Annotated in this window: 24 protein-coding genes and 4 pseudogenes; 4 read left to right on the forward strand and 24 right to left on the reverse strand. The window is 37.3% G+C overall.

What is annotated here, in order from left to right; translation table 11 throughout:
* Positions 1 to 298 precede the first annotated feature (298 nt).
* From ACU1JV_RS05640 to ACU1JV_RS05680, 9 genes and pseudogenes are all read right to left on the reverse strand, one after another.
* Positions 299 to 619 carry a hypothetical protein gene (locus ACU1JV_RS05640; protein ID WP_137078187.1) on the reverse strand — a complete coding sequence of 107 codons (321 nt, stop codon included), beginning with the start codon at positions 617 to 619 and terminating at the stop codon, positions 299 to 301.
* Between the two features lie 305 nt (positions 620 to 924).
* Complete coding sequence (locus tag ACU1JV_RS05645; protein WP_238791166.1) at positions 925 to 1,434, reverse strand: UPF0489 family protein; 510 nt, start codon at positions 1,432 to 1,434, stop codon at positions 925 to 927.
* A 37-nt stretch (positions 1,435 to 1,471) separates the two neighbouring features.
* Positions 1,472 to 1,657, reverse strand: coding sequence for a hypothetical protein (locus ACU1JV_RS05650; RefSeq protein WP_165084668.1), 186 nt, complete (start codon positions 1,655 to 1,657; stop codon positions 1,472 to 1,474).
* Positions 1,658 to 1,702: 45 nt separating this feature from the next.
* A complete protein-coding gene (locus ACU1JV_RS05655; RefSeq protein WP_165084670.1) occupies positions 1,703 to 1,870 on the reverse strand; it encodes a hypothetical protein in 168 nt (55 codons plus the stop codon).
* A gap of 29 nt (positions 1,871 to 1,899) precedes the next feature.
* Positions 1,900 to 2,313 (reverse strand): hypothetical protein, encoded by a 414-nt coding sequence (locus tag ACU1JV_RS05660; protein ID WP_238791167.1) that lies wholly within the window; start codon positions 2,311 to 2,313, stop codon positions 1,900 to 1,902.
* A 177-nt stretch (positions 2,314 to 2,490) separates the two neighbouring features.
* A complete protein-coding gene (locus tag ACU1JV_RS05665; protein ID WP_025677097.1) occupies positions 2,491 to 2,820 on the reverse strand; it encodes a copper amine oxidase N-terminal domain-containing protein in 330 nt (109 codons plus the stop codon).
* A gap of 159 nt (positions 2,821 to 2,979) precedes the next feature.
* Positions 2,980 to 3,063: pseudogene (locus ACU1JV_RS05670) on the reverse strand (YHYH domain-containing protein); the annotation flags it as partial.
* Positions 3,064 to 3,441: 378 nt separating this feature from the next.
* Entirely contained in the window at positions 3,442 to 3,888 is a 447-nt protein-coding gene (locus tag ACU1JV_RS05675) for a hypothetical protein (protein WP_025677099.1), read from the reverse strand.
* Positions 3,889 to 3,932: 44 nt separating this feature from the next.
* Positions 3,933 to 4,325 (reverse strand): hypothetical protein, encoded by a 393-nt coding sequence (locus ACU1JV_RS05680; RefSeq protein WP_025677100.1) that lies wholly within the window; start codon positions 4,323 to 4,325, stop codon positions 3,933 to 3,935.
* 572 nt (positions 4,326 to 4,897) lie between these two features.
* Between ACU1JV_RS05680 and ACU1JV_RS05685 the strand changes: the two genes are divergently transcribed.
* On the forward strand, positions 4,898 to 6,370 hold the full coding sequence (locus ACU1JV_RS05685; protein ID WP_165084672.1) for an amidase family protein: 1,473 nt from the start codon (positions 4,898 to 4,900) through the stop codon (positions 6,368 to 6,370).
* Between the two features lie 929 nt (positions 6,371 to 7,299).
* On the opposite strand, the gene ACU1JV_RS05690 is transcribed toward ACU1JV_RS05685, so the two are convergent.
* The 10 genes and pseudogenes from ACU1JV_RS05690 to ACU1JV_RS05735 all read right to left on the reverse strand — a co-directional run bounded on the left by ACU1JV_RS05690 (position 7,300) and on the right by ACU1JV_RS05735 (position 17,663).
* A complete protein-coding gene (locus ACU1JV_RS05690; RefSeq protein ID WP_080683422.1) occupies positions 7,300 to 7,557 on the reverse strand; it encodes a hypothetical protein in 258 nt (85 codons plus the stop codon).
* A 610-nt stretch (positions 7,558 to 8,167) separates the two neighbouring features.
* A pseudogene (locus tag ACU1JV_RS05695) lies at positions 8,168 to 8,287 on the reverse strand (DUF1805 domain-containing protein); the annotation flags it as partial.
* A gap of 330 nt (positions 8,288 to 8,617) precedes the next feature.
* The gene (locus tag ACU1JV_RS05700) at positions 8,618 to 9,397 is read right to left on the reverse strand and encodes an RNA ligase family protein (RefSeq protein ID WP_129548974.1); all 780 of its coding nucleotides are present in this window, start codon (positions 9,395 to 9,397) and stop codon (positions 8,618 to 8,620) included.
* Positions 9,398 to 9,447: 50 nt separating this feature from the next.
* Positions 9,448 to 9,981, reverse strand: coding sequence for a 3'-5' exonuclease (locus ACU1JV_RS05705; RefSeq protein ID WP_025679900.1), 534 nt, complete (start codon positions 9,979 to 9,981; stop codon positions 9,448 to 9,450).
* A 65-nt stretch (positions 9,982 to 10,046) separates the two neighbouring features.
* On the reverse strand, positions 10,047 to 10,358 hold the full coding sequence (locus ACU1JV_RS05710; protein ID WP_013370248.1) for a hypothetical protein: 312 nt from the start codon (positions 10,356 to 10,358) through the stop codon (positions 10,047 to 10,049).
* Positions 10,359 to 10,440: 82 nt separating this feature from the next.
* Positions 10,441 to 12,492 (reverse strand): YfaP family protein, encoded by a 2,052-nt coding sequence (locus tag ACU1JV_RS05715; RefSeq protein ID WP_064963858.1) that lies wholly within the window; start codon positions 12,490 to 12,492, stop codon positions 10,441 to 10,443.
* A gap of 1,879 nt (positions 12,493 to 14,371) precedes the next feature.
* Positions 14,372 to 14,653, reverse strand: a complete 282-nt coding sequence (locus tag ACU1JV_RS05720; RefSeq protein WP_238791045.1) for a hypothetical protein — start codon at positions 14,651 to 14,653, stop codon at positions 14,372 to 14,374.
* 26 nt (positions 14,654 to 14,679) lie between these two features.
* A pseudogene (locus ACU1JV_RS05725) lies at positions 14,680 to 15,940 on the reverse strand (WXG100 family type VII secretion target).
* Between the two features lie 399 nt (positions 15,941 to 16,339).
* Positions 16,340 to 16,957: a restriction endonuclease gene (locus ACU1JV_RS05730; protein ID WP_058829299.1), complete on the reverse strand. Its 618-nt coding sequence runs from the start codon at positions 16,955 to 16,957 to the stop codon at positions 16,340 to 16,342.
* A gap of 160 nt (positions 16,958 to 17,117) precedes the next feature.
* Positions 17,118 to 17,663 (reverse strand): hypothetical protein, encoded by a 546-nt coding sequence (locus tag ACU1JV_RS05735; RefSeq protein ID WP_025676436.1) that lies wholly within the window; start codon positions 17,661 to 17,663, stop codon positions 17,118 to 17,120.
* A 128-nt stretch (positions 17,664 to 17,791) separates the two neighbouring features.
* Here ACU1JV_RS05735 and ACU1JV_RS05740 point away from each other — a divergent pair, with 128 nt between their 5' ends.
* Positions 17,792 to 18,115 (forward strand): DUF3139 domain-containing protein, encoded by a 324-nt coding sequence (locus ACU1JV_RS05740; protein WP_013370211.1) that lies wholly within the window; start codon positions 17,792 to 17,794, stop codon positions 18,113 to 18,115.
* 54 nt (positions 18,116 to 18,169) lie between these two features.
* Here ACU1JV_RS05740 and ACU1JV_RS05745 read toward each other — a convergent pair whose 3' ends face one another.
* The 3 genes from ACU1JV_RS05745 to ACU1JV_RS05755 form a co-directional block, all read right to left on the reverse strand.
* Positions 18,170 to 18,499: a hypothetical protein gene (locus ACU1JV_RS05745; protein WP_013370210.1), complete on the reverse strand. Its 330-nt coding sequence runs from the start codon at positions 18,497 to 18,499 to the stop codon at positions 18,170 to 18,172.
* A gap of 231 nt (positions 18,500 to 18,730) precedes the next feature.
* Positions 18,731 to 18,973 (reverse strand): DUF1871 family protein, encoded by a 243-nt coding sequence (locus ACU1JV_RS05750; RefSeq protein WP_013370209.1) that lies wholly within the window; start codon positions 18,971 to 18,973, stop codon positions 18,731 to 18,733.
* Positions 18,974 to 19,186: 213 nt separating this feature from the next.
* On the reverse strand, positions 19,187 to 19,660 hold the full coding sequence (locus ACU1JV_RS05755; RefSeq protein ID WP_058829298.1) for a copper amine oxidase N-terminal domain-containing protein: 474 nt from the start codon (positions 19,658 to 19,660) through the stop codon (positions 19,187 to 19,189).
* A gap of 218 nt (positions 19,661 to 19,878) precedes the next feature.
* On the opposite strand from ACU1JV_RS05755, the gene ACU1JV_RS05760 reads away from it, so the two are divergent.
* Both ACU1JV_RS05760 and ACU1JV_RS05765 read left to right on the forward strand, forming a co-directional pair.
* A complete protein-coding gene (locus ACU1JV_RS05760; protein WP_058829297.1) occupies positions 19,879 to 22,155 on the forward strand; it encodes a preprotein translocase subunit SecA in 2,277 nt (758 codons plus the stop codon).
* A gap of 664 nt (positions 22,156 to 22,819) precedes the next feature.
* Positions 22,820 to 24,064 carry a hypothetical protein gene (locus tag ACU1JV_RS05765; protein ID WP_058829295.1) on the forward strand — a complete coding sequence of 415 codons (1,245 nt, stop codon included), beginning with the start codon at positions 22,820 to 22,822 and terminating at the stop codon, positions 24,062 to 24,064.
* A gap of 143 nt (positions 24,065 to 24,207) precedes the next feature.
* On the opposite strand, the gene ACU1JV_RS05770 is transcribed toward ACU1JV_RS05765, so the two are convergent.
* Both ACU1JV_RS05770 and ACU1JV_RS05775 read right to left on the reverse strand, forming a co-directional pair.
* Positions 24,208 to 24,456: a CPCC family cysteine-rich protein gene (locus ACU1JV_RS05770; RefSeq protein WP_025676434.1), complete on the reverse strand. Its 249-nt coding sequence runs from the start codon at positions 24,454 to 24,456 to the stop codon at positions 24,208 to 24,210.
* Between the two features lie 1,027 nt (positions 24,457 to 25,483).
* A pseudogene (locus ACU1JV_RS05775) lies at positions 25,484 to 25,603 on the reverse strand (DUF1805 domain-containing protein); the annotation flags it as partial.
* Positions 25,604 to 25,616: the final 13 nt, after the last annotated feature.

A 25,616-nucleotide genomic window follows, 5' to 3' on the forward strand; every position in this document is an offset into this window, starting at 1 on the left:
CAACAGGGGGTCAACTATATTCCATTCTTCATCCGTTAACTCGTATCTTCGTCTCATGTGCCTTATTTTACTAGATTTCTACGAGTTGTACAGTTTGCGTACAGGCCCTAGTAATGATAGTATAAATCAAAGACATATCTATGCCCATTCTACTATTTATAAAAATAATGAAAGGGATGGATAGCGCTATAAATAAGTTCCAATATACAAGTATTTTTGAGTCACTCTCAAAAGAATTGTAAAGTTTACTCCAGTAGTTTGTTTCCAATCCAAGTCCCCTCACAATGAAATGTATGATTTATCCAAAATAAACTTTTACCTTGCCTTCGTTGGTAGCTATGCTTAAAAGTCCATCGAGAAATTTGGCTAATTTGTCTTTCTCATACTCAGGCTCGGTTTGTTCAATGTTAGACCAATCAATTGTTTTGGACTTTAAAATAGCATGTCTAATTTGGTTTTCATCGAAATAAATTTCTTCACCTACACCACTAACCCCACCGTCTAATAATTGAACATCTAGAACTCTATATAAATACCTTGCGCCTTCGTTCCAAGATCCGTATCGAGTATACACAACTTCTTTGTTTTCCTTGTTATACCCACTAATATCGTGTCCCATTTTCATGTACTCCTTGTTATGAAGTATTTGTTTCATCGACTTGAATAAAACATAGTCCTACCACTTCTCCATATCGGTTAAATCTATACCCAACTCACTCAAAACTATATTTAACAAATACGATGCCCCTGTGGTTCCACCAGAATAATCGGGCGAAATGGAAATTGTTATCAAATCCCATGGATACAAAGTCTTTCAAACCTTTAATGTATCCTCTTATTGTTTCTTCCGAAATAAAGTCGGACTCTCCGATTGTGTCGCTATTGTTGAAAGCATCAATATCAAGGTCTAGAATAGCAGACCTATTACCTATGTACTCTGCAAAACTTTTCACCATCATATGAATTCAAAAATTCTTCAGTATTAGGGAATAGCTTTGAACTATACTTGCAATTTTCAGGGAGGCAATGTGCATACTCTTCTCGCACATCTGATAGAACATTAAGTTCTAGTTTGTCGCTTGATACAAAAATTACTTCTTCAATGGTTCCTCTTCCAATCGATGCCCAAATAAAATTGTCTATATGCATCAAATTAGACTCAGGAACTTGCCCCAATGATCTGTCATAGCTTCTACTTACCTTCATGATGTCTTCTTTGGATTTCGCCTCAAATAAACTTCTTACTACTAGTCCATCTGGCACATCATCAAAATGTGAATCAACATGAACAACCAATGAACCCTCTTGAATTCTATTCTCTATTTTAGATACTTCCCAAGCAGCAAATGACCAGTTATGATCTCGCATAATATACACTCGCTTGTCTTTTGACTGTAGCTTCCAGTCAATATCTTTGCTCCAAGGGTAATTCATCTTACAACCTCCTAATCAAAATCTAGTTTTCTTTATATCAGCTTATGAAAGTCATATTTAATTTCTTTAATATCATTTCCATCTCATCTATTAATCTACTTCCTCCACCAAATTCCCAGCCATTAGATTCAACAAACTCTATAAACTTATCAATAAATTCATCGTGATCAATGTTACCTTTAGTAGCAAAAACTGCTCCGCTAATTTTTATGCCTTTTTTCATGGAATCCTCTCCTTTAATTGATACTACCCAAATCAAAGATTCGTTTTACCTTTTCTTTTTTGACTTATAGGCATCCTTCATTTGATAAAAGTCGATTTTGCCAATAACATAGAAAACTATACTACCAAACAAAAGCGTTAAAAATAGCCACTTATGTATGAGTAAAGCAACGATACAAATCAGAGCAAACCCTTTGAGCGCCTGCTTATTCATGAATTCACCTTATCCTGTGTGAGATTAATTTAGTTATAGATTAAATCTCTTATCAAAATATAAGCTGCCCTTAATTCATTAGGGAAGTACTCAGATATTTTCCTTGTTTCTTTTACTTCAAAATATTTATACAATTCATGATTTGTGCTGACTACAATTTCTTCAGTTATTCTAAATAAATCTCTAAATTGGTCCGCCGTAATGTCAATTTTATATCCTTCGTACTCTAACCATACGTGAGTCTTTGATTCGTGACCTTCAATAATACAATTGCCAGTAACATAATCACAATCAATTTCAAATTCATCCAGCAACAACTTCCCTATGATCATGCTTGAATCTCCACAGGCGCCATGGGGAAATCCATGATGGAACTGGCAGTACATAGTGAATTTGTTTGGATCAATGCTCTCAATTGCTCTCCTTACTTTGGTTGCCACCATCTTTAGCCGCTCTTTAATATAAATCACTTCCTTATAAAATCATCGTTTTACTTACAACACATCATCAATATATAAGCAGAAAAGCATACAAATTTTATGCAACTTTCTAAAACCTGTGATACTTTAATTGGTATATTGAAGGTAGTCACAAAACTTCTCTATCTTATTTACACGGCTCTAATATGTTATTTTCAGAGAGTTATTACTACTGTCTAATTCAATTCCTGCACCTAATCCCCTAGCAAAAACCTGAGCAGGAACATATGTAACTCCCTTTATTACTTTAGGTGCTGCGCTCACTGTTTCAGATGATCCATTGTAAAACACTATTTTGCTTCCAACGGTAAGTGTCATTTTACTATTTCCTTTAGTTACACCAATTGTGCCACTATTATTATCATAGTTCAGGGTAGCACCCAAGCCTTCAGCAATCTCGCGAAGTGGAACCAAATTGGTATTCTGATAAATCAATGGCTCACTACTAAAGCTCAATTTATTTCCGTTCACGTAAACTCTTATTCCAGATTCTTTATAAGCTGGCTTTGCTGCTTTAGGCTTTGCAACGCTCTTTTTAGGAGTTGATTTACTTGAACTTGAAGATGAGGAACTACGTGAAGAAGATCCTCCACCATTATGATAGTGATATTCCCCGTCTTGGAGTCCTCACTTAGCACAGTTAGTACGGCAATAATGTCCACCATTTGAATCAGTTCTACCCGGATGAGCATATGCACTAGCACTGGAAAGAATTAATACTAAGGCGAATGAACTAGCTAATACTTTATTTTTCGCTTTTCTACAACTATTTTTTGGTATTATATACCTATTATATTAGCACATTGTTCCAATAATAAGGAAGAATTTTGTTTCATATTTAAATAAATCCAATAAATGCTAAAGAGCTATACCTGTTTACTTCTCCTTTTTTACTTGGGGCTAAATTTAACCCTCCCTGACTCCTATATACACATTCTCTCTTGTTTTAACATATGCCTACCTGTTGGCTTGAGCCAGCACTTTCAGACTGATTAATTGACCATCCCAAGTCTGTAGAAAAAGTTTACCCTTTATGAGTCGTCTACATATATACATTGTTTATCGCTCCTTTATCAACTCAATAGGTAACAGTTAGATAGATAATGCCACTTCCAACGAGGTTGAATACTTTCCACGTTCAACGTAACCGTCATATATACGTTCTGGATCATCTGTTTTAAGCCTATTTACTTTCCAAGTTGGCATTTCCTCTTGAAACAATTTCTCCAGCGCTGCTTTTTTGTTGCGGTAATAGTCGTATACAAAGTCAGCTTTAAAAGTGTATCCATGTGCATCAATATCCTCTTTACGCATAACAGTAAGCAACGACAATTCAGTCATTGTGGGCAACTTACGTTGAAGAAATTCATTCATGCGCTCAACCGTTTTAAGCATAAATTTCATTTTGGTAACTAGGATCTCTGCTTTAGGTGAAACTTCGAGAAACCAGCAAAGCTTTTCAATTGTCAGATCAGAGTGATATGGAGTTTGAGTAGTGGTCAAATTGACTATCCCTTTGTTGTTCAATGTGATTGTCATTATGTATCTTCTCCTTTTGGAAAATAGTTGTGTCACGTGACACCCTAGAAACCTGAAACAATTCCTCTCGATTCATCCTCAGCACGTTCAATAGCTTGTATAAACGGCAACAAAGGTTCCTCACGTTTGTACTGTATAGCCTTCTCAGCAGTACCATTAGCGTTAGCCCATTCCCAATACGTGATGATATCAATGGACTGTAAGAAATACATGGACAGAGCTCCAACGGGATTTCCAGCGTACAATTGCATAAAGTGTTCATCTGTAAGTTGATCGTGTTGCAAATATTCATCCTTCATTTGATGAAGCAGAAGAAATCTACTTTCACGATTAACATTGACGATACGACTTACATATTCATTGCGGCGTTCAACTGTGTTCAATATGATTTGCATGTCATTGCGAATGCCAGTTGCTTCAGGAGTAATATTGAGCATGTTGATTAGCTCATTAATCGACAAGTTAGGATTGTACGGTGCTGGCTCGATAATACGAGTCCAATTATCGTCAGTGCCATGCTCAAATACTTGGATAGCAACTGCTGCTGTTTTATTAAACTAACTTATCCCGTTAATTCAATGACTTCACACTCTTTATGATGCGGTTCACCGTGAGTTATCCTACAATTATCGGATAGATTAGCTAATTTTACATTTTACTAATAGACATACGAAACATTTCAAATCCATTAGGCAGACTTTCTGACACTCCTACACCCTCGAACTTATTGACATTGTATATTTGAGCAGGAGTGGGTCTGTGTGGGCTTATGAACGACTTTGATAGGGTTGTGATAGACCTTAATGTAGGATTGAAACTTGCCTGTGAAGGCTGTTTAGTCGATATCACATATACCGTAGGCACTTCCATAGACCGACTATAAGCAGAATATGAAGCGATAACGGATATAGTATGTCGTTCCAACATATGGTAGTATAAAAGACAGTACACAAAGCATGGATTTCATGTAATTTCTAATAAAAAAGTTCATCATTGAAGGAGCAACTAAATGGAACCTAATTTTAAACTTAAGAATCTAAATGGTGAGGAAGTAACCATTTTTGAATTGCAAGAAGCAATGAGAAAAGGGGAGGTTACTTCTAGGGAACTTGTTATGTACTACATGTATCGTATTGCAACACACGACCAGAGTGGTCAAAATATAAATTCTATAATGGAAATCAACCCAGATGCGATTTTCATTGCAGAAGCCCTAGACAAAGAAAGAAAAACAAGAGGAATTAGAGGGTATTTACATGGTATACCTGTTTTGTTGAAAGAAAATATTGAAACAAAGGACAAAATGCGGACGAGTGCGGGAGCGTTGGCACTGGAAAACAACATTAGCGAAACGGATGCCTTTCTTGTAAAAAAACTTAGAGAAGCTGGAGCCATTATCCTTGGAAAAACAAACATGACTGAATTGGCAAACGGCGTATCCTCAAAAATGTGGGCAGGTTACAGTTCTAAAGGCGGACAAGTATTAAATCCATACGGTGACTTTTTCGTGGGTGGGTCAAGTACTGGTTCTGCTGTAGCTGTGGCGTCAAATTTTACAAGTGTTGCAGTTGGAACGGAAACTTCAGCATCAATTTTAAGTCCAGCTATTCAAAACTCGATTGTTGGTATAAAGCCTACAGTTGGGCTTATAAGTCGTACAGGTATAATACCTTATTCCTATTCTCAAGATACCGCTGGAGCAATGGCAAGGACAGTATCAGATGCGTCAATCTTACTTAGTGTACTTGTAGGTAAAGACGATAATGACCCTGCTACATGGAAAAATGATGATACGATTGACTATTCAACTTACTTAGACAAGAATGGCTTAGAAGGGGCGAAAATTGGGGTTTATAGAGATGTACCATTAGAGCAATTTCGTGACCCTGACGAATATGATAAAATATTATTTAATAATACTGTAGAGGAACTAACAAAAGCGGGAGCAATCGTCATTGAAGACATTGAAATGCCAGCCTTCGATAGGAAATGGAATTGGAACAAGTTGAATAACGAATTTAAGCATGGTCTTGATAACTATCTCCGAAACCTTCCACAAAGTATGCCTGTACATACCTTTAGTGAATTGGTTGAGTGGAACGAAAAAAACTCCGAGAAGGCTTTGAAATATGGACAAGATTTACTGGAGAACCGTCAACATTTAGTGAATCCATTGAAGAATCCGAACTATATATTAGAGTCTTTAACTGATTTATATTATTCCCAGAATGAAGGCATAGATTATGCCATAGAGAAATACGGATTGGATGCAATTATGTTTCCATCATATGTGGGAGCAGAAATTTGTGCAAGGGCAGGGTATCCATCAGTAGCTGTTCCCGCTGGCTTCAAAGACAACGGCAGACCATTTGGAGTTACGTTTGCAGGAAAGGCATTTAGTGAACCTATGCTAATTCGTATAGCATTTGCATATGAACAACGAACAAAACATAGAAAAAAACCGTCACTCAGTTATAAGTAAAAGAGAAGTTCCATGCAAAGAAACCACTCCATTGTAAGGAGTGGCTTTGTCTTTATATAGAGGTATATTTTGTGGTCAAATTGTACTTTGTGTTTAAATACACTACGGTACGGTGAACCGTATCATATATTCAAATATCATGGCTACGCCATACTGCCCGTTAGCTTAATACCAGCAGCCAGTCTACAACTTTGTTTTCTTGGTCTAAAACTTTATTTTCACCGGACATCAAGTTGTAACGACATCGTTACATTGGACAATTCTGACCAGCGACGAATAAAAGAAGACAGCGCAATTTTGCGCTCTCATTCGTGAATGAGTTTTCCGCGTTTTCGCGGAGGAGGAATCGTGTCACTTAGTGACATCTACACAGTAACGACATTACAAAATGATATTTCCTTGGGGGGACACTTGATGACACACATTTTGTTTGATATTCACACACACAGAAATGTAGGAAATCCCACCATTTAAACGTACTAAGCTTAACTTAGTAGTCTAATACTGATATTGTTTAAGTATTAGTAATGGCAACAATGCCCTAAGTTAAGTTTAGGACATCAATAAGGTTCCCAAAAATTTTCGTAGAAGCTTCCAAATATCAAGGTATCTATCAATCTACACAAAAAAAGTGCATATTGATATTGGATAAAAAATCCAGTCACCGTCAATATGGGGGCAACTGGATGGTAAAATTGGTGTTTTATCTAGTGTACTGAAAATAATATAGAATAATTCACCTTTATTTGAAGAAGAAAGAATCCAGCAAAATAAAGATTTGATGATAATGTATGTACACTATATGAATAGTAGGCTCAGGTAAATAGAGAAATATAGAGCCTACTATTCATAAAATTAATTAACTAAACTTATCGATTTACCCATCCTGCATAAGTGACTGTCCAAGTGAAACCTGTTTGTCCATCGACTTAACGCAAAGGTATGGTGCCCGTCCATCCATCCTGATTGTAACCATAATACATAGGTAAACTAGCAAGATCAGGGAAAGATGATTTTGGTAAAACCTCTTGATGGGTGACATATTTTGTTTCAAAAGGTGTTATTGATGAAATTTTACTTGAGTTAGTATTGGAGGGTTGTGTGGTAGCACTAGCCGCAAAAGATGTTGATCCAAGTGTGAAACAAGCAACGACAGTCAACAGACCAACTAATAGTTTCTTTTTCATCTCTATCATCCTTTCATATTTGGGATACACATTTATAATAGTGAAAAATTACCAAAAGTAAACAAAATATTGAAACAATTGTTAATAAGAGTGGATATAATGTGAACAGCTCTTTGAATTTAAAATATATCATGTGTACAATTGATACTTTATACGAAATTGGAATGAATAAACATATGTTGTCCTTTGTACGCTTTCCTTTGAGCTTATCTCATTTACTATGCTCTCTTGATAGTACTCGTAGTCTTTTAAGTTCATTTCACAATTCACAGTTGTAGTTTTTTTCTCCAGAATAAACTTTCCAAAGCCATTGTTACGAAGAATGCTATATCGTACGATCATTTTGTCCATTTACACAAATATCTTCTTTTTAATATATTTTTTATGGCTCAACTCAAACAACCATCTGAGCAAACCTCACAGGAGTATGATGCACAGTCAAATGCTTCTCCCCCTCCAAAAGGTCACAAAATTCAGTCATTTATAAGAATTTAATAGATTAAATCAGTACAGATCAGTAAATTGAAAATTGCTATGGAAGCTTGTCCCGTTTGACTTTAAGTCTTAAACAGCGAAAAAGTTTACTATTCCAAATTCGGTACATCTTAGACGCACCACACATGATGTAACCACGGGAGTTAGAGATCGTCAACAGCGTTGTTTTAGGCAGTTTGACCTCGACTCCGATAAATGTATGCTCACCCACTTGAATGGGTTCCATGTGTATCATGGTTATTACATGCACCTCCTCTTTGTTCATCCGGGATATTTTATGCGGCATTTGCGGGTAAGTGTGGACGCCCGTGGATACATTCAAAATATTAAGAAGCTAATTTATGTACAGCAAAACAGGCGAAATCAAAAAGACTAGACGAATCATTCCATCTAGCCTTTTCCTTAGTTTGTTTCTATCGTATTTTTTAAGAAGGTACGACCGAACCACCATTTGAACGATTGATATGCTCCTGGTTAATAAAATCAATGGATTAGATTTCAAATATCTTTCCTACTTAAATTACCAAAAAAAGACCGCCTAAGCGATCTTGGCCAAATTAATCTTTTATCTGGCTCTTAGGGTTCTTTCATAATCTTCAAATCTAACTTTTCGAATCATGCTTCTATTTTCTGTTCGAACAATAATTCCTTCGGATTTACCGATTACATCAATACCTACCTTAGTAAATTCATACCTCTTCAAATACGCGTATACATCATCAATTGACTCAGGAAAAAGATCTGAACTTAAATAGTCTACGATAGGGCTAGCATCCAATTTAAAGCCATCAACCAATCTACGCTTCTCTGTCCCATTGTAAAATGGCTGTCCTCCATTGTCTCTCCAAGATGCTATAGCAGATACATCCCTATCCATCAATCCATTAAACTGCTCCCATGTGAGGGAAAAAACATCGAATACTTGATAACCTTGTGTTTTATTCTGCGTATAGTTTTTAGATTTAGGAGTTTTTCCTCCATAAGATTCTTGATAGATAACAGTTAACGCAAGATCGTTTCGATTCTTAAAAATAGATCCTTTCAGCTTTTCTGCTAATGGCTTTAAAAATTCTGCAATATTACCGTAAGGGTTTGCTATTCTATCGCCTTTAGAAGTTAAAAGCTCCTCTCTGGAACCTATAAAATAATCTGCTTCTTCACCATCGTTGATGAATATCATTCTTGAGTTCTCACCATCTACTTTCTCATAACAATATAGCATCTCATCAGAAGGAAAGAATTTAGCTTGAGTAAGAGTATCTTTTAGCCGCCCTCTTTCGCCTATTTCATGATATGTAAGAATGCTAGGGTACTTCGTAATCGAATTAATTTTTTGTATATCCATGTTTGTCTCCTTTTATCCAACTAAAAAATCATTGTTATATGTGCGGTTAATTAAAGCTTCAAACGGTCAAATATCTTAACAAAAATCCTTGAGATATTCTTTGCATCATCAATTCCTCTATGATGAGTACCCTCCAATGGCAGATTAAGCATCTTTAAAGCTCTCTCCATACCAACTCCACGATCATTTCCAATCAGTTTTCCATGCTGATGTTTAATACTTATATGATTTCTAATCCATTCAGTTCTGATTTTATGTAACTCACAGTCCTTCTTCAGTTGGCTCTTATCATAAAATCCCCAAGAACAAAGATAATAGGGTTCTTTACCAATCCATTCTTGAAACTTATAGATAGCTTGTGGAAAATATGTTGCCATATCAATATCTTGCTGCGAAATTGAAGTTAGACTCTTACAGAAGTCAGATAATTGTGAGTTCAATTTAGGTTTAATAAAAGTTTGAAATTCGCCTATGATCTCTAAATTTACATTTACTTTGACAGCACCAATTTCAATAATTTCATTCTGCCTTGTTCGATCATTCTCCCAGCAGGTAGCTTCTAAATCAAAGATTATGTAGTTCATTATTTATCCTTTCTCATGTCAAATCTTGTTTTACTCTCACCATATATAGCTAGGTTAGCCATCTTTCAAGCCAATGAGCCATTTGCAAGTATTTTATGCAAGACTTGATAAGCTCTGATTGTTATATTTACTTCGTCAGCGATAATGATGATGGAATCATAGAAATAAGAAGCGATAATTCGAATGGTAAATTCTATGTCGTTTTCATATAGGTATACCTGGTAAATCACTTTTTCTTTACTGTTATGCTCATTAATCACTTGCGCATCCTTGAATTCCTCGCGAATAATATCAGGTATCAGAGTGACAGCCTTTTTCTTGAATTCAAAAAAAATTAATTTGTTCTTATGAAATTCTAGTGTCAACCCTTCTTTCATTACAATCGCCCTCCTCATGGACAGAAAAATTCATTTTGATTCTTCCCAAGCTTTTATATATTTCCAAGATAATTATTAAATACTAATCCCAACGATCAATCTTGATGATTCGTGCGAAGTTGCCTGATGTTACTTTCACAATCAAATTCCACTCACTATCCTTAGAGTAACCCACACCACTAGCTGACGCTGCTTCAATTCCTTCGATTGGAGTGTTAGCGGTGTACGCTTCAAGCGTCTTTCTGATTTCACGAAGTTCTGGTTTCAGTGTTTCAACGAAGAATCCTCTGCCTTTACCTTCCGACAAATCTTTGCATCCATCCAACAAGAAGAAAATATGATGGCCTGTATGAGTAACTTTCTCTTCGCCCCACAAATTTGGAGAATTCGTAATTCCGTTTACCTTGACAAAACTATTAACTGAAACATTCCATGCATCATCAGAAGAATATGAATTTGAGTTAACGATTTCCGGATGCTGGCCCTTAATATGTTTAAATATAAATACGTCTTGTTGATAGCCATCACCGCCAGCAACACCATGATAGGAATATATTTTTCCATTGACTTCAAGTTCTACCTTGAATGGTGTGCTTCCTTTTCCTCGTTCACAGTAATTATGAACATAGAATCTATATGTTCCATTTCTAGCTTCTCCTTCGCTCCATCTGATATTTTCTACTGGCGAGTACTCTCTATGACCTCCACCATTCATATCAATGTCTAGCCAACCATTACACCCGCTTAGCTTGTCTCCGTAGTAAATATGTTCACCGTTAGGGGTCACGCAATGCAAATCAAGATCCGTATATCCTTCCCAAATGAGTGAGCATCGGATTTCATTGTTCTTATATTGACCACCTGCACTCTCAACCCTACGTTTGATCTCTCCATCAATGCCTCCATGATAATACCAGCTAAATGCGTTATCCCATTGCAGAATGTTAGGTGCTGTATCATCAGAAGCCGTAACCAATGCCATAAATCTATTTGGATTATCGATTTTCGCTTCAATGCTTTCTGCTGATGGCATTACCGTTTTTCGGAATTTGTCCCATGTCATAACCGCGCTTGGAAGGTCACCTCTGTTTGAAACAGTATTAGTTTTCTCTTTCGGCGTAATATTACCGAATATACCTCCAGCTTTAACAACACCCTTATTCACAAAAGAACCCTTACTCTTCCAAATGGTCTCAGGGACTTCTTCAATCGTTGCGTATCTTCGTTGTAGCGAATTAGCAATGCCAAGCTTCTGAACAATCTTCTCAGCTTGCTCAATGTTCCCTTGAGATGGAGCAACTTGCGCTCTCATATAATTGGAAGGACTCATTTTTTCAGCAAATCTGCGACTTATAGAGTCAAATGAAAGTCCATTAACAATATCGTCAAGCAAAGTTCCGATCATGCTGCTTTTCACATGGCAGAATCCAGATGGAGCGGTTGCAACAGCCATCCAAGTAATGTTTTCACGAATTTGACTGTTCCGAATGTTTTGATGTTTTGAGTGAAGAACTTGAAGAAATTTAGCTACACCAAGAATTTTGTCAGACCGATACAAAGATTCTGATTCCAAGAGAGTCACAGCTTGGTCGACAGCCTCCGGCGGATATTCCGTAAGTCCAGCAGTCAAAATTCTGAAATCCTCTTTCTTCTCTGCCAGTTCCTGTCCAGCAGTTTTCAGTCTAGATTGATAAACTTTTTCTGCTGGAAGCGTAACTGACATATGATCCCGTCCATTAGAGTGTGGCTGACCAAGATTCCTTTCGCTAGAAACAAACACCCCTGTAACTCTAGATTTAAGAACAATTTGCTTCATTGCATTGACAGAATTAATGAAAAACTCAGGAGTGTTGCTTTCATCCCACATAACAGAATAGATTTCGCCATCTTCAGAAATAGAAACAAGCCCACCAAAACGATTCACGAAATTTCTACAACATTTACAAGTATAATGTTGTCTTGCTTCATGTGGTAAGCCCTCAAGAAATGCGTCAAATACTCCATCGGAATCAGTTGTGAAAAGCGGCTTGCTGCTAAAGGTTGTAAATCTTTCTTTGATTACCTCACTGAAATGTGGGTATTGATCATTGCTGTTGTCGTATTTGTCTTTGATATAATTGATATTGTTGTTCACTTTTTAACCTTCTCCTAATTGTATTATTATTTTTTATGTAACATGATTGTAAAATCATCATTCTACTTCAAAAGTCTTCAGTATCTAGTTACCTGAAGCGATGAGTTTTTCAACCTTACGATCCTTTTAATCACTTACCTTATTCCTAGAATCGTCCCATGAATCCAGACTCAGATAAGACTCTCCTTCAATGATATCTTTTACCTTACTATGCTGCTGTGACTTGAAAAGCTCTATCATTTCAATTAAATTATTGCGATCCAACAACTTTACTCCACTAAAACTGGCTAACTGTTCACACAAGGATCCATAAATACCAAACCCGCTCCAAAATCTCTACTGTCCTGTCTTGTATCTTATACGCATCATTATAGCCCAAGCACAGCTTCCACAAATAAAATTCAAAATCCTTGCCATCTTCCATACGGTTTATTTCCGTTAATACCGAGTTTGTAAGGGTTAATACCCTGCGTTATTTTATATCGCTTTTGAACTTTAGGCTTTTTAAGAAAATGTAACAGGGCCAAAGCAAGCAATATAGCAATGACACCAACAATCACAAATATAGATAACTCTGCTCCCCCTTGGCTATTCCAACTCTTTTCCACACTTGCTTATAATACAACACTCAGGGACAATTTCCCAATTATTTTTAAATAACTATAGTAAATCGACAATAAATAACGCCTATTGCTAGATGCTTAGTTACATATCAAAGGGGTAAAATCACTCCTATCTGACTCCTATATACACAATCCTTCCCTGCCTTTTTATTATATTTGCCTCACATAGACAACATGGCGAAGAGCCTAAATCATTTTATTAGGCTGATTTGTTGTAAATTTTCCTAATACTTTTGACAAACTGTCATAAGCCTTGATATGACGGGATTTCACGTATTGTTAATGTTAGACGCTGTGTACATTCTTAGCGTGACCTAGAGTTTCAAGGATTTTATCCATAGTCCTTTTTATTGATTTAAAACGATATAATTGACATAATATCAATAAACATCCTTTCCAAAGATTTTTAAGATCGCTATATTTATAGACTTTTCCTACATTACTTTGAATGGCTTCATAGTACAAGAATTCTACTTTTCCAAAATCATTATTGGAGGCTAACAAATGAGTAAATTTGAAAAAAATCTAATTAAGTATTTGTCTTACGGTTTTTTTGTAGGAATATACTATTCCTTTATTAAAGGGCCAACAACAACGAGTACTCCGATCAACGGTACGTTTGAATTTTATACGGTACCCACTTCTACTTTTATTTTCAGAACATTATCAACCTCGTTTCTACTAAGCCTCTCTGCTGGAGTGGTGTATACAATTACTTTTTTATGTATAAGAGGAAGTAAGTAGATTTTACCTGAATAATTTCAAGGCAAAAGGAGCCGTCCAAGCAACGGCTCCTTTTCTTAAGTAACGGTTCGAAGCAAATATTACGTCATTGGTAGCGCTACTTTAGCTTGCTCCAACAAAGGGGATAGTTATAGGAAAATACGGAATATCAATCTTTACGGTAATGATATTTGCAAGCGCTTGGATGCTTAGTAGTTATACTAAAAATCATACTCAAAACGATAGGTAAAGCTCCCTTAGTTAGTACACAAGTTATTTTTAAGGACGAAACCAAGGCAAGGTATTTTTAAAGAGCAAGTTAAAATTATTCAGTATAGCCACGCCCCCATTAAAGGAGTAGATGATGGGGCGTATAATTATTCTTCGAAGGATTATAACGGAAATACGTGGATGCATTCAAAATATTAAAAAGCTTATTTATGTACAGCAAAACAGACGAAATCAAAAAGACTAGACGAATCATTCCATCTAGTCTCTTGATCATAAGTTAATGTTCTAGTTCTACGCTTTATTCAAACTTTTTTAAGTACTGTTACTTGTGTTCCCTTTTTTATATCTTCAATGTTTCCTGAATTCTTTACATTAATTCCAATTAGCGGATGGTTAGCAATGGAGAAAGAAATGCTTATATCCAATACGTCCAGTTCGCATTTCGTTCCATCTATCTTATCTACTTGTATTTTTGAACCTATCAAACCTTTCAAATTGGTATGATCCTGCTTATCTAAACCAAGATTTGTTCCAATTAAAATGATTCCTTTATTGGGTGTTTTAATAATATCGTCTAACTTCATAATCTCCAAAAGAAAACCTCTCCATTCTAACGTTCATGTATAAACAGTATATCTTTAACTTCCCTAATTTTGATACCTTCGTTTTTTAATCTAGTAATTCCATCTCTTAATAGCATGATCCTTTCTAATTGGGTCAAATCAGGAGCAAACCGTGCAGCTCGGATACTTGCTTGAGCTTCGTCAAGTGCAAAGTTTCTAGTTATAACGTTAAATTCATCATCCATAACCTGAAAGGATTTTCCTGCCAGTCCTGCTTCATAATGTCCGACAACTTCATGCGCTATTGTTCCATGACCAGTAATCCGGCTATTAGCTGCTAATTTACCTGTTGCATTAGAAGGTAATACATCATTATTTATATTGAGAATCGTATCAAATAATAATCCAGTAGGAGATGTGTCATTTGGCCCCGCTACACGGATATTTTCTTGTGGTATCCCTAATTTTTTTGCGTACTGAGTTAAACCTTCAATTTGTGCTACAGTTAAAGGCACTTCATTACGCAGGCCATTAGTATCAATAATTTTCCTTGCATTGCCCGCCTCTTCTATTATTCGGGTAGTTCCATCTTTTAACGGAGTATATTTTATAGACCCTGATAACCCAATTTTAGGCTTAATTACCGAACTAACTCCTCCAAACAATCCTGCTGTACCGATCATATTAGCCCAGTGTTCCTTTGACCACGCATTGGTAGGATTAAATGCTCCCTGAATCATGCCCGTTATTCCAAATATACCGAAATTGAGCATGTCATTCCACGAATCATTTTGTTTAGCTGCCCGTTCCATTTACCCTTGATACATTCCTTTTGGAATACCATACGACATATAATCTAAGAAGCTCCAAACCGAATCAAACTTTTTCTCATAGCGTACTGAATTAGCATCTACAAAATCCTGACCTAGTTCAGTTAAGCTATCTACCGATTTCTGGAATGCATTTCGTGTATCTGGGGCATGAACAGCACATGAATTCGGTGGAGGCGGTAAACAACTTGCGTCAATATTACCTGCTTCCATCTGGTCCGCTAATCTGAATTTATCTGCATGCTGACGTAACTCCCCTAGCAATAGAATCTATTAGGGTAACAAAGTCATTCATATTCTTCTGAGAGGTCTGGAAGGAATAGTAAAAGTGCTCTTTAGTCAGTCCTTCCCACAATTGTCCCATAGATGAAATTTGTTGTACTAAATTGCTGTTCATTTGAGTTGCCGTTTGCTGTGCTAACTCAAACTGCTTGGAGACAGTCATAATTTGCTCAGGTGTCACTTTAATAGTTGTCATAGTTTACCTCTAGTCATGAGTTCGTTATGACATAGTAACACTATTCCGATTTATGGAAAATAAACTTAATTCCTAATTGTTATATGAAGGATTAACCTTTCTACCTATGTCTAAAGACTTAAATTCATCGTTTTTTAATCTTCATCTTCATTCTTTAATCTTTAACAAAGGAATAATGTGAGAAGCGTTTTTGTAACTTTTGCCTTCTGCAATTTGTTTGACTCTATTTGCACATCCCTTCTTGTTTAGCCCTCCGTCTACAAATGGATCTCTTCCAAAAGTAGTTTTTCTTCGACCATTAGACAGTCTTTTGCATGAAAAAAGTGAAAACCGGACTGTAAGGGGTATCCCTAACCGTTCCGGTCTTGTTTTCTTTCGTTACAACACAGTTTGTTTCTGTTATTTTTCAGTCTTACGATCCTTTTTTATCACTTTACTGTTATTCCTATAATCATCCCATGAATCCAGACTCAAGTAAGGCTCTGCTTCGATGATATCTTTTACTTTGCTGTGCTGTTGTTCTTTGAATAGCTCAATCATTCGAATTAAATCATTACGATCCAGCAGCTTCACTCCATTATAACTGGCTAACTGTTCACACGAGGGAGTATATTTACTTGAAGTAATCACAATAGATTTCTTAGCTCTATAAAATCGCATAGAACTGTACACTTCCTGAACTGCACTCAAACCTACAGGATTGCTTAATGCATACCGTTTTGCCTGAATGACATTGCGATATCCTTCTCTATCCGTAAATACCAAATCTGTTCCAAAATCTCTACTGTCCTGTGTTTTATACGCATCACTATAGCCTAAACACAAGAACAACCTGAACAGATACATTTCAAAATCCTTGCCATCTTCCATACGATCGATCTCATTTATTCCGATTTTGTAAGGGTCAATATCCTGCGTTACTTTATATCGCTCTTGGACTTTAGGCTTTTTAAGAAAACGTAATAGAGCCAAAGCAAGTAATACAGCAATGACACCAACAACTATAAATATGTACAACTCTGCTCCTCCTCAGCTATTCAACTCTTTTCCATACTTGCTTATAATACAACAAATAGGTACAATTTCCCGTAAAATTTAGATGAATATAGTGAATTAGAAACAAAAAAAGAGTCTAAATTAAAAAGGCAACAGGTAATACCTGCTGCCTTACTCCCTATTATTCAGCTTCTGTTAATGTTTTTAAAGCTTCAGTAAATGAATTGCCGATCGACATAATTTCTCCATTAACTTGTTGGCTAAATTGAGATTCCGTAAGTTTGTCTTTTCCTGCCGTGTGATTCTTAATGAATTTTATAAGGTCTGCTTTCTGTTTTGCAATATCCTTTAAAACTTGGTCACTTTCTCGCTTGTAATTTTTAATACTTTTACTTAGTTCAACCTTCGCCACGCTGAGTTGCTTCTTTAATTTATCGCAATCAGCCTTGGCTTGAGCTATTACCGCTTTACTAGACTTATTTTTCACTTCATTTTTATAACGTGCAGAGGCTTGGTTTAATCTCTGAGTTAGCTCACGAACCTCTGCCCCCAGAACAGCATTAAGCTTTTTTTGTGCAGCTTTAATTTCTTTTACACGATCTTTATAATTCTCAAAGTATAATTTTTCGATTTCACTTGTTGACATTGCTTTTGTAGATGTTGCTGCCAATACTTGTGATGGAATTAAAACAACAATCATTAATAATAGTAGAATAGCTTTCTTCATATTTATCCCCTTGTCTGGTAATAGTACAATTATCATAAGGGAAATGAAGGTAAGAGTAAATATAATTAAAAAGCATTAGAAGAAAAACTGAATTATTTCTATTCTTTCAATTAAAAAGGGAGATCGTTATGAAGAAATATGGAATAGCAATCTTTATAGCAACTCTATTTGCGAGCATTTGGATACTTAGTAGTTACACTAAAAGTTATACCCAAAACGAAGTATTCAGCTATCTTATAAAAGATCAAGGATACAAACCATCTGAAATTTATTCAGTTGAAACTCAAATAGCTAAAGCTCCCTTAATTAGTACACAAGTTATATTTAAGGACGAAATCGATGCAAGGTATTTTTATAAAAAGGAGCAAGGTAAAATTATTCAGTATAACCAAGCCCCTATTAAGGGAGTAGATGATGGTGCTTATATTTATAAACATCATGAAAACAAATAAAAACGAAAGATCATCCTCAATTCAGTGAAAAAACTCAATTGAGGATGGCCTAAGCTATTCATTTTTCCAGATAATAGAGCCATCTGAAGATGTAATCATGCTAGGGGGATCGTCATGGAGAGAAATTTCAATAAAGGAGCTTTTTCTTTTTTGCAACCATTTATATATACTTCCTTCATCGTTAATCGGCTTAGATACTATTTTTTCAACTTCAATAACTGCAGCAGCATATTCAAGGAACCCATTATCTTCTTCATCTAAACCATTGTTTGTTTCATAGATGGTGTCCCTAGTGCCAATAATCTTTAATCCATTCCCCCAATGAATAGTTAATTCATCTTTTGGCACAGAAATAATAGCTTTAATTAAAGAATCATATCCCATATACTCCTCCTTGGTTTAAGGCTCTTCTCGTCTTCAAATTCAATGGAGTGTTTCGCTATAAATAAACCATTGTCCCAATTCCTTATTAACCTATCCAGACACAACCATCTTATCATGGATGATATTGTTGTTTGCTGTATTCAAAAACTCGTGTCCTTTATTTGATTGACCAATTATGCAAAAATAAGCCTACTCCCATTTTATTGTTAAAGGAGCAAGCTCATAAATAAATTATTTTGTAATATTCATTATCTTTTCAGCGATTGACTGACAATCTTCAATGCTTTTATCGAATTCCTTTTTAAAAGATTGAGCGAATACAGAATGGATCTGCTTGGCTAATTCTCTAATAGAGTTTGTTTCCTTGCTTTTTTCATGAATTTTATGTATTTCTGAATAATATTCATCTTCTAATAGAGGATATATTTCGATTGGGTTCCATTCATTAATCATTTGTACTATATCATTGTTCATTTTTATAGACTCCTATTCTCCAAATAACGATTTAGATAGTGCTTTATATGCATCACCATACTTACCCTTAGGAATAACTATAACAAGCGTCCCATCGTTAGCAATACAGCAGCATCTTCTTTTGAAAACAAATGTTTAACGATGAAAATAAATTTAATCAATTAAATGAGGAAAAACTGCCGCATAAATAGGATAGTTTAGTTCCAAGAATTATTAATTAGAGGTTGTAATGTTCACATTTAATGTTCCACCTATTTTTTGGGTATCCACTTTAGCTCCCAACACTTCGGAAACAACTCTTAAAGGAACTTGAACACGAGTTGTAGGAATCTGCGGTGCCGCCAGCATCATTTTCTCTTCATCGTTGACATATGCAATCTTACTACCGATCGCCAATTTAATTACAGTTCCATTCTTTGATTCGATTGTGACTTGTTGTAAAGTTTTGTCCCAGTCTCTTACTCTCCCTCCTAGATTTTCAGAAACGAAGCGAAGAGGAACAAAAGCTGTATTTGTAGCATTTTCAATATAAGGAGGTGAATCTGAATTAGTTCCAAAATTAATAGGAACACCGTTTACCTGTACATTAATTGTGTAACTATAAGGATGTTTTGTTGCACTGGCTTGTACGCTTAATACAAGTGAAAAAATAAGAAATACGGAAACCGGAAAGAATCTTTTCATCATGCATCCATCTCTCCCTTTGTTTAAAATTAACAATTTACTGAAAATATATCTTTCTGACCTCCAAGATGTACTTTTCCTGTGAATCATACATCGTTGCCTAATAATAAGAATAAAGCAAGGAAGTTTTTTATTCCAAACTTTGCTATTGTTACAGAGTTTGATTATACTTTAGCCACTATTAGAATTGCGTGTTTCTACCGAGGAGGGATCAAATTCCAATGAATTTAGCCGTCAAGTTGATGCAAAAATTCAAAGACCGCGATACCCAGAATAAGCTGAAAGGCTATCGGGACAAAGCGGAGCTCATTAGGAAACGGAATTTGGAAGCATGGGACGATCAGCGGCTGAAAGCGGAATCTCTCTGGCTGAAAAAGGAAGCAAAATTGGGTACGCCTTTGGATGAGCTGCTTGTCGATGCTTATGCGTTAGTCTGCGAGGCAGCGAAGAGAAAGCTCGGATTACAGCCTTATGATGTCCAGATCATGGCTGCCATCGCTCTGCACGATAGGTTTGTGATCGAGCAGCATACCGGCGAAGGAAAAACACTCTCTGCTGTTATGCCTGCTTATCTAAATGCGCTGACCGTCGAAGGCGTTCATGTGCTCACTTTTAACGATTATTTGGCAAATCGGGATGCGGAGTGGATGGGTCCGATCTATCGTTTCCTCGGATTAACGGTAAAATCGGTTCAAGCGGGCATGAGCTTGTCCGAGAAACGAGAAGCGTACGCCGCGGATATAACCTATGTTACGGCCAAAGAAGCGGGATTCGATTATTTGCGCGACACGATTACACTAAGCGAAGCCGATACCGTGCATCGTCCTTTCCACTACGTTATCGTCGACGAAGCGGATTCACTGCTTCTCGACGAAGCTCGGGTGCCGCTAGTCATCGCTGGCGAGCCGGATTCTTCCGGCAACGACGTAATTCGTTTCGCAGATGTGACTAGACAGCTTGAGCAAGATAAGTATTACGACTTCGACGAGTTCAAGCGGAACGTTTATTTGAATGAGGCGGGCGCTGCGAAAGCGGAGTCGCTGCTGGGATGCGGTAATTTGTACGAAAGCCATAATAGTCATTTGTTGTCGTCGTTAAATTGCGCGTTGTATGCGGAAACGTTATTGAAAAAAGACGTCGATTACATCGTCCGGGACGGTAAAATCGAGCTGATCGACGAATATACTGGCCGCGTGGCGGAGAACAGGCATTTGCCAGAAGGACTGCAAGCCGCGCTTGCAGCCAAAGAAGGGCTGCACTCGAAAGTCGGCGGGAAAATTCTCGGAACGATCACCCTTCAACACTTCATTAGCCTGTATCCAAAAATTTGCGGAATGACGGCTACCGCGTACGCTTCCGCAATGGAATTCAAAGAGATTTATGCACTTCAGGTCGTGCAAATTCCACCGAACCGGCCAAACATACGGATCGACCAACCGCATCGGATTTATACCCATAAGGAAGCCAAGCTTAAGGCGCTTGTCCAAGAAATCTTGTCCGTCCATGCGATGGGACGGCCGATTCTCATTGGTACGTCAAGCGTGGAGGAGTCGGACATGCTGGCAGAGGCGCTAGCAGTTGCCGGCGTACCCTGCCATGTTCTGAATGCAAAAAACGATGCAGAAGAAGCCGAGGTCATTGCAAGAGCGGGAGAAATCGGCGCCGTGACGGTGTCTACGAATATGGCGGGACGCGGCGTCGACATTCGGCTCGGCGGTGGTAACCCTACGCAAGCAGAAGTTGTCGCCAAGCTGGGAGGGTTATACGTGATTGGTACACATGTGCACGAAAGTGTGCGGATCGACGACCAACTGCGCGGGCGTTCTGGACGCCAAGGCGACCCTGGAGCTTCCGTATTTTTCGTAAGCTTGGAGGACGAGTTGTTACTTCGGTTCGGCATCGATAAAGCGATTCGCGCCCACAGGCAGGATGAGACTCTCGAAGACCCGGTGCTACGCAGCAAAATCGCGCATATTCAGCGCGTTATTATGGGCCAGAACTTCGATATCCACCAGGAACTAAACCGTTATTCGGATATGGTGGAGGAACAGCGACGTATTCTATACGAGGAGCGGCTCGCAATTTTGAAAGGAGAGACGCCGATGAGCCCTTCGGAGCAGCGGGTACGGCTTTATTATATTGACAAGTTCTGGGCTGACCATCTGGCATACATTTCTTACCTTCGCGAAGGCATCCACTTGGAGAGCCTTGCTAGCCGCAATCCGATCGACGAATTTCATGAGCAAATCATCCAAGCATACGAGCAAATTCGAGCTAAAATAAATAGCAAGTCAGCGAATATGCTTGTAAGGCTCGGAGGTTCGAATGATCCGGCGAAGTGGGAAGAGTTCGGTCTGAAGAGCCCTACTTCCACTCGGACTTATATAATCAACGATCAATACATCCAGAATATGCGCAGCTCATGGACCGCAATGACTGTATTTGCTTTTGGGATTCGCAAGATTTTGAGGCCGATATTCAAACTGTCAAAATTTTGATGCAGCGTAGCTTTTTCGAGAATGATCGGGACGAATAAGAGCAAACGCTCGATTCATCCTGCGCTGAAAAAGTTGAAGCGAAGCATTGACTCCGTGTTGACTTTGGACGTCCGCTTGGATTTCTCAATTTTATAATCGGTATAAACATATCAATCACGGCCGCCAAAGCTATGGTGGCTTTTTTGCACTCATTTTGAGGGGGGGATTTATATGCCGATGGCAACAAGCGTAGATGCTATAAAGCAGGCATTCTCATTGAATGTAACCGCCATCGGATGTTGGGCTAATAGTCAAGCCTGATTTTGAGATTGATCCGTTATTCTTCTCTTTTTCTCAGCAACAAGTAAACCTAGTAGTACATATCCTCTGTACACTAATCCAATTAAAAGCACTCCGCCAGCAATAGAAAGGAGGATAACTAAAATATTAAGTATAAATAGGAATAACTCCAAAAAGACACCTCCAAAGTAAATTAGTCTTTTTTATCTTATAGTAAAAGTCGTGTCGAAGTATCATAAAGCTTGTCATAAAACAAAATAAGAAAGCAGTTGAATGAAAGAACTAAGTTATTCAAAAATGGTCAGAATAAAAGACTTATATACACGCAACTTTTTTTCGTTTTTCTGGTATATATGATAAAAAAATGAAATCAGGTGTTTATTCAATGAGACGAATTTTTGTTTCTCTACTTGTATCTTCCTGCCTTCTTATTTCTGGTCTGTTTCCAACGGCTCTGAGTTATGCGGAGAATTCAAATTCCAATCTTCCCGTTGTAGTAGAGGATGCGGCTGTGTTCTATCTGGTTCCGCACCAACTGACTGCCGAAGTAAACAAATCTTCTTTATCGCTGGATTCCGTCTCCATAAAAACCGCTCCCCTGCTGAAGAAAAATAATCATTTATATTTCCCGTTCAAATGGCTGGAAACAGTTCACTTGGCAACCATCAAGTGGGATGCAAAGACAGGCAGCACGTGGGCGGAGTTTGACATTGAGAACTCGGTACCTTTTTCCTCATTTCGGTTGATGCCTAACCAATCAAAGATTTTCAGGTACGAAGACGGAACAATGACAGCGCTGGATGAGCCAATCCCTAAAACCTTTATGAAAAACGATCAATTGTATATTCCAGCGTCACTTCTGCCTAAAATGGGAATAAATTATACATGGAGTAATGGAGTCATGCACTGGGTCTGGAACGACAAAGTAGTTAAAGCGCTTCACCCAACTTATACAACGGATAAGGAAAAAATCACTTTTAGTGCATTAGTACAAAAAGAGTTCGGGCATGCTTATCTTATGGTAAATACAGGGCACGGTGGCATGACAAGTTCCATTGGAGGTAGCATTAGCACGTTTAAGGGAAAAGAAAAAAGCATTGGAAAGCCGATTATAATAAATGGGCAAACATTTCGGCGGATTGAATATTCAGTTGAGCTTCGTCCTGGTCCAAATCCATTAGAAATTCACACTAATGATAAAGGATCTGTTAAGATAATGGTCCATCGCAAAGTATTAAACCCATCATCCGTTCCTATCAGATACAATCATGCCGGTAACGAGCAAGACATCCGCTTTACCAAACCGAGCCAGGGATATCTCCGTGTAAAGGCTGGAGATTCAATAGCAATTGCTGGAGTCGTGATGGACACGTATATCCAAAGCAATGAAGTTTCTTTTGGAGTGGCAGCATTTCAAAACGGTGATTTTGTTGAAGTTGAAAAAAAGACCGTTATTCCCCTCAAACAGGATAAATCCTTTAGCGGTTCTGTCGTTATTCAAAAACCTGGTACTTATTTGGTCAATATTCTAAGCCCAGATGTATTCGTGGGAGGTAGTTCACCGTACGGCTCTGTCAAATGGGCTGAGATAGCAGTCGAAGTATTGCCTAAAACTAAGAAAAAACCATAATTCTTCTCTTCCAGATTTAACACCAGCTAAATATGGACCAGTCTATTAAAGGGAACAGCAGCGGACACAAGACTTGATAAATAAAGTCTTGAAACCCCACTGTTGTCATTGAACTAATGTTTCCCATTAGCGTAATGAGACTGTCACTTTTTCAAAAGTGGTTTCCAGTTCTCATTACGCTCATCGTTAATCGTGGGCTTACGATTAACACGTCCTTGTAAATAAGCTTTTTGATATTGCCTTAGCGATTCAATATTTGCCCCCCCTTCATAGTCGGGATCGTGATATTGAACAACATCATCCTCCCAAAAACAAATATCACAAATGTCATAGGTACCTGGTGGTTCATAATCCAGTGTCTTATAACCACAGCATGGACATGCATATTTCATATATAGTGACCTCCACATAACAGATTTCAACTAGCGTTTCCCGTTAGCTTAACAAGGATTTCTTTTAAATACTAGGCTTTTCCTATACTAATTTGAATAGCTTCATAGTACACAAATTCTCCTTTTCCATAAACATTATTGGAGGCTAGAAAATGAGTAAATTCGAAAAAAATCTAATTAAGTATTTGTCTTACGGTTTTTTTGTAGGAATTTATTATTCCTTTATTACCAACAACAACGAGTTCTTCAATCAACGGTATGTTTGAATTTTATACAGTATCCACTTCTACTTCAGAACTTTATCCATCTCGTTTATACTAAGCCTCATTGCTGGAGTGGTGTATATAATTACTTTTTTGTGTATAAGAGGAAATAAGTAGATTCTTTGAATAACTCCAAAGCAAAAGAAGCTGTCCAAATCGCAACGGCTCCTTTTCTTAAGTAACGGTTCGAAGCAAATATTACGTCATTGGTAGCGCTACTTTAGCTTGCTCCAACAAAGAAGATAGTTATAAGAAAATATGGAATAGCAATTTTTATAGTAATGATATTCGCAAGCGTTTGGACGCTTAGTAGTTACACTAAAAGTGATACTCAAAACAAGGTATTCGATTATCTTGTAAAAATTCAAGGATACAAACCATCTAAAATTTATTCAGTAAAACTCAAATAGGTAAAGCTACCTTAGTTAGTACACAAGTTATTTTTAAGGACGAAACCAATGCAAGGTATTTTAAAAGAGCAAGATAAAATTATTCAGCGTAGCTAAGCCCCCATTAAAGGAGTAGATGATGGGGCGTATAATTATTCTTTGAAGGATTATAACGGAAATGCAATGCACAGTCACATGCTTGTCCAACTCCAAGAGGTCACAAATGTGGTCACAAAATTCAGTCATTTATAAGATTTTAATAGAATGAATCAGTACAGATCAGTAAATTGAAAATTGCTATGAAAGCTTGTCCCGCTTGACTTTACGGCTTAAACATCGAAAAATTTTACTACCCCAAATTCGGTACATCTTAGACGCACCACACATGATGTAACCACGGGAGTTAGAGATCGTTAACAGCGTTGTTTTAGGCAGTTTGACCTCGACTCCGATAAATGTATGCTCACCCACTTGAATGGGTTCCATGTGTATCATGGTTATTACATGC

The organism is Paenibacillus sp. T2-29 (genome assembly GCF_052921365.1).

Bases quoted from the DNA above. Each gene is read 5' to 3' on its own strand.
- ACU1JV_RS05750 (WP_013370209.1), bottom strand. From the start codon at position 18,973: ATGAACAATGATATAGTACAAATGATTAATGAATGGAACCCAATCGAA.
- ACU1JV_RS05675 (WP_025677099.1), bottom strand. From the start codon at position 3,888: ATGACAATCACATTGAACAACAAAGGGATAGTCAATTTGACCACTACT.
- ACU1JV_RS05720 (WP_238791045.1), bottom strand. From the start codon at position 14,653: ATGAAGTTAGACGATATTATTAAAACACCCAATAAAGGAATCATTTTA.
- ACU1JV_RS05690 (WP_080683422.1), bottom strand. From the start codon at position 7,557: ATGAAAAAGAAACTATTAGTTGGTCTGTTGACTGTCGTTGCTTGTTTC.
- ACU1JV_RS05760 (WP_058829297.1), top strand. From the start codon at position 19,879: ATGAATTTAGCCGTCAAGTTGATGCAAAAATTCAAAGACCGCGATACC.
- ACU1JV_RS05745 (WP_013370210.1), bottom strand. From the start codon at position 18,499: ATGGGATATGATTCTTTAATTAAAGCTATTATTTCTGTGCCAAAAGAT.
- ACU1JV_RS05645 (WP_238791166.1), bottom strand. From the start codon at position 1,434: ATGAATTACCCTTGGAGCAAAGATATTGACTGGAAGCTACAGTCAAAA.
- ACU1JV_RS05680 (WP_025677100.1), bottom strand. From the start codon at position 4,325: ATGCTCAATATTACTCCTGAAGCAACTGGCATTCGCAATGACATGCAA.
- ACU1JV_RS05700 (WP_129548974.1), bottom strand. From the start codon at position 9,397: ATGGATATACAAAAAATTAATTCGATTACGAAGTACCCTAGCATTCTT.
- ACU1JV_RS05655 (WP_165084670.1), bottom strand. From the start codon at position 1,870: ATGAATAAGCAGGCGCTCAAAGGGTTTGCTCTGATTTGTATCGTTGCT.
- ACU1JV_RS05710 (WP_013370248.1), bottom strand. From the start codon at position 10,358: ATGAAAGAAGGGTTGACACTAGAATTTCATAAGAACAAATTAATTTTT.
- ACU1JV_RS05765 (WP_058829295.1), top strand. From the start codon at position 22,820: ATGAGACGAATTTTTGTTTCTCTACTTGTATCTTCCTGCCTTCTTATT.
- ACU1JV_RS05705 (WP_025679900.1), bottom strand. From the start codon at position 9,981: ATGAACTACATAATCTTTGATTTAGAAGCTACCTGCTGGGAGAATGAT.
- ACU1JV_RS05640 (WP_137078187.1), bottom strand. From the start codon at position 619: ATGGGACACGATATTAGTGGGTATAACAAGGAAAACAAAGAAGTTGTG.
- ACU1JV_RS05685 (WP_165084672.1), top strand. From the start codon at position 4,898: ATGGAACCTAATTTTAAACTTAAGAATCTAAATGGTGAGGAAGTAACC.
- ACU1JV_RS05650 (WP_165084668.1), bottom strand. From the start codon at position 1,657: ATGAAAAAAGGCATAAAAATTAGCGGAGCAGTTTTTGCTACTAAAGGT.
- ACU1JV_RS05735 (WP_025676436.1), bottom strand. From the start codon at position 17,663: ATGAAGAAAGCTATTCTACTATTATTAATGATTGTTGTTTTAATTCCA.
- ACU1JV_RS05770 (WP_025676434.1), bottom strand. From the start codon at position 24,456: ATGAAATATGCATGTCCATGCTGTGGTTATAAGACACTGGATTATGAA.
- ACU1JV_RS05740 (WP_013370211.1), top strand. From the start codon at position 17,792: ATGAAGAAATATGGAATAGCAATCTTTATAGCAACTCTATTTGCGAGC.
- ACU1JV_RS05755 (WP_058829298.1), bottom strand. From the start codon at position 19,660: ATGATGAAAAGATTCTTTCCGGTTTCCGTATTTCTTATTTTTTCACTT.
- ACU1JV_RS05660 (WP_238791167.1), bottom strand. From the start codon at position 2,313: ATGGTGGCAACCAAAGTAAGGAGAGCAATTGAGAGCATTGATCCAAAC.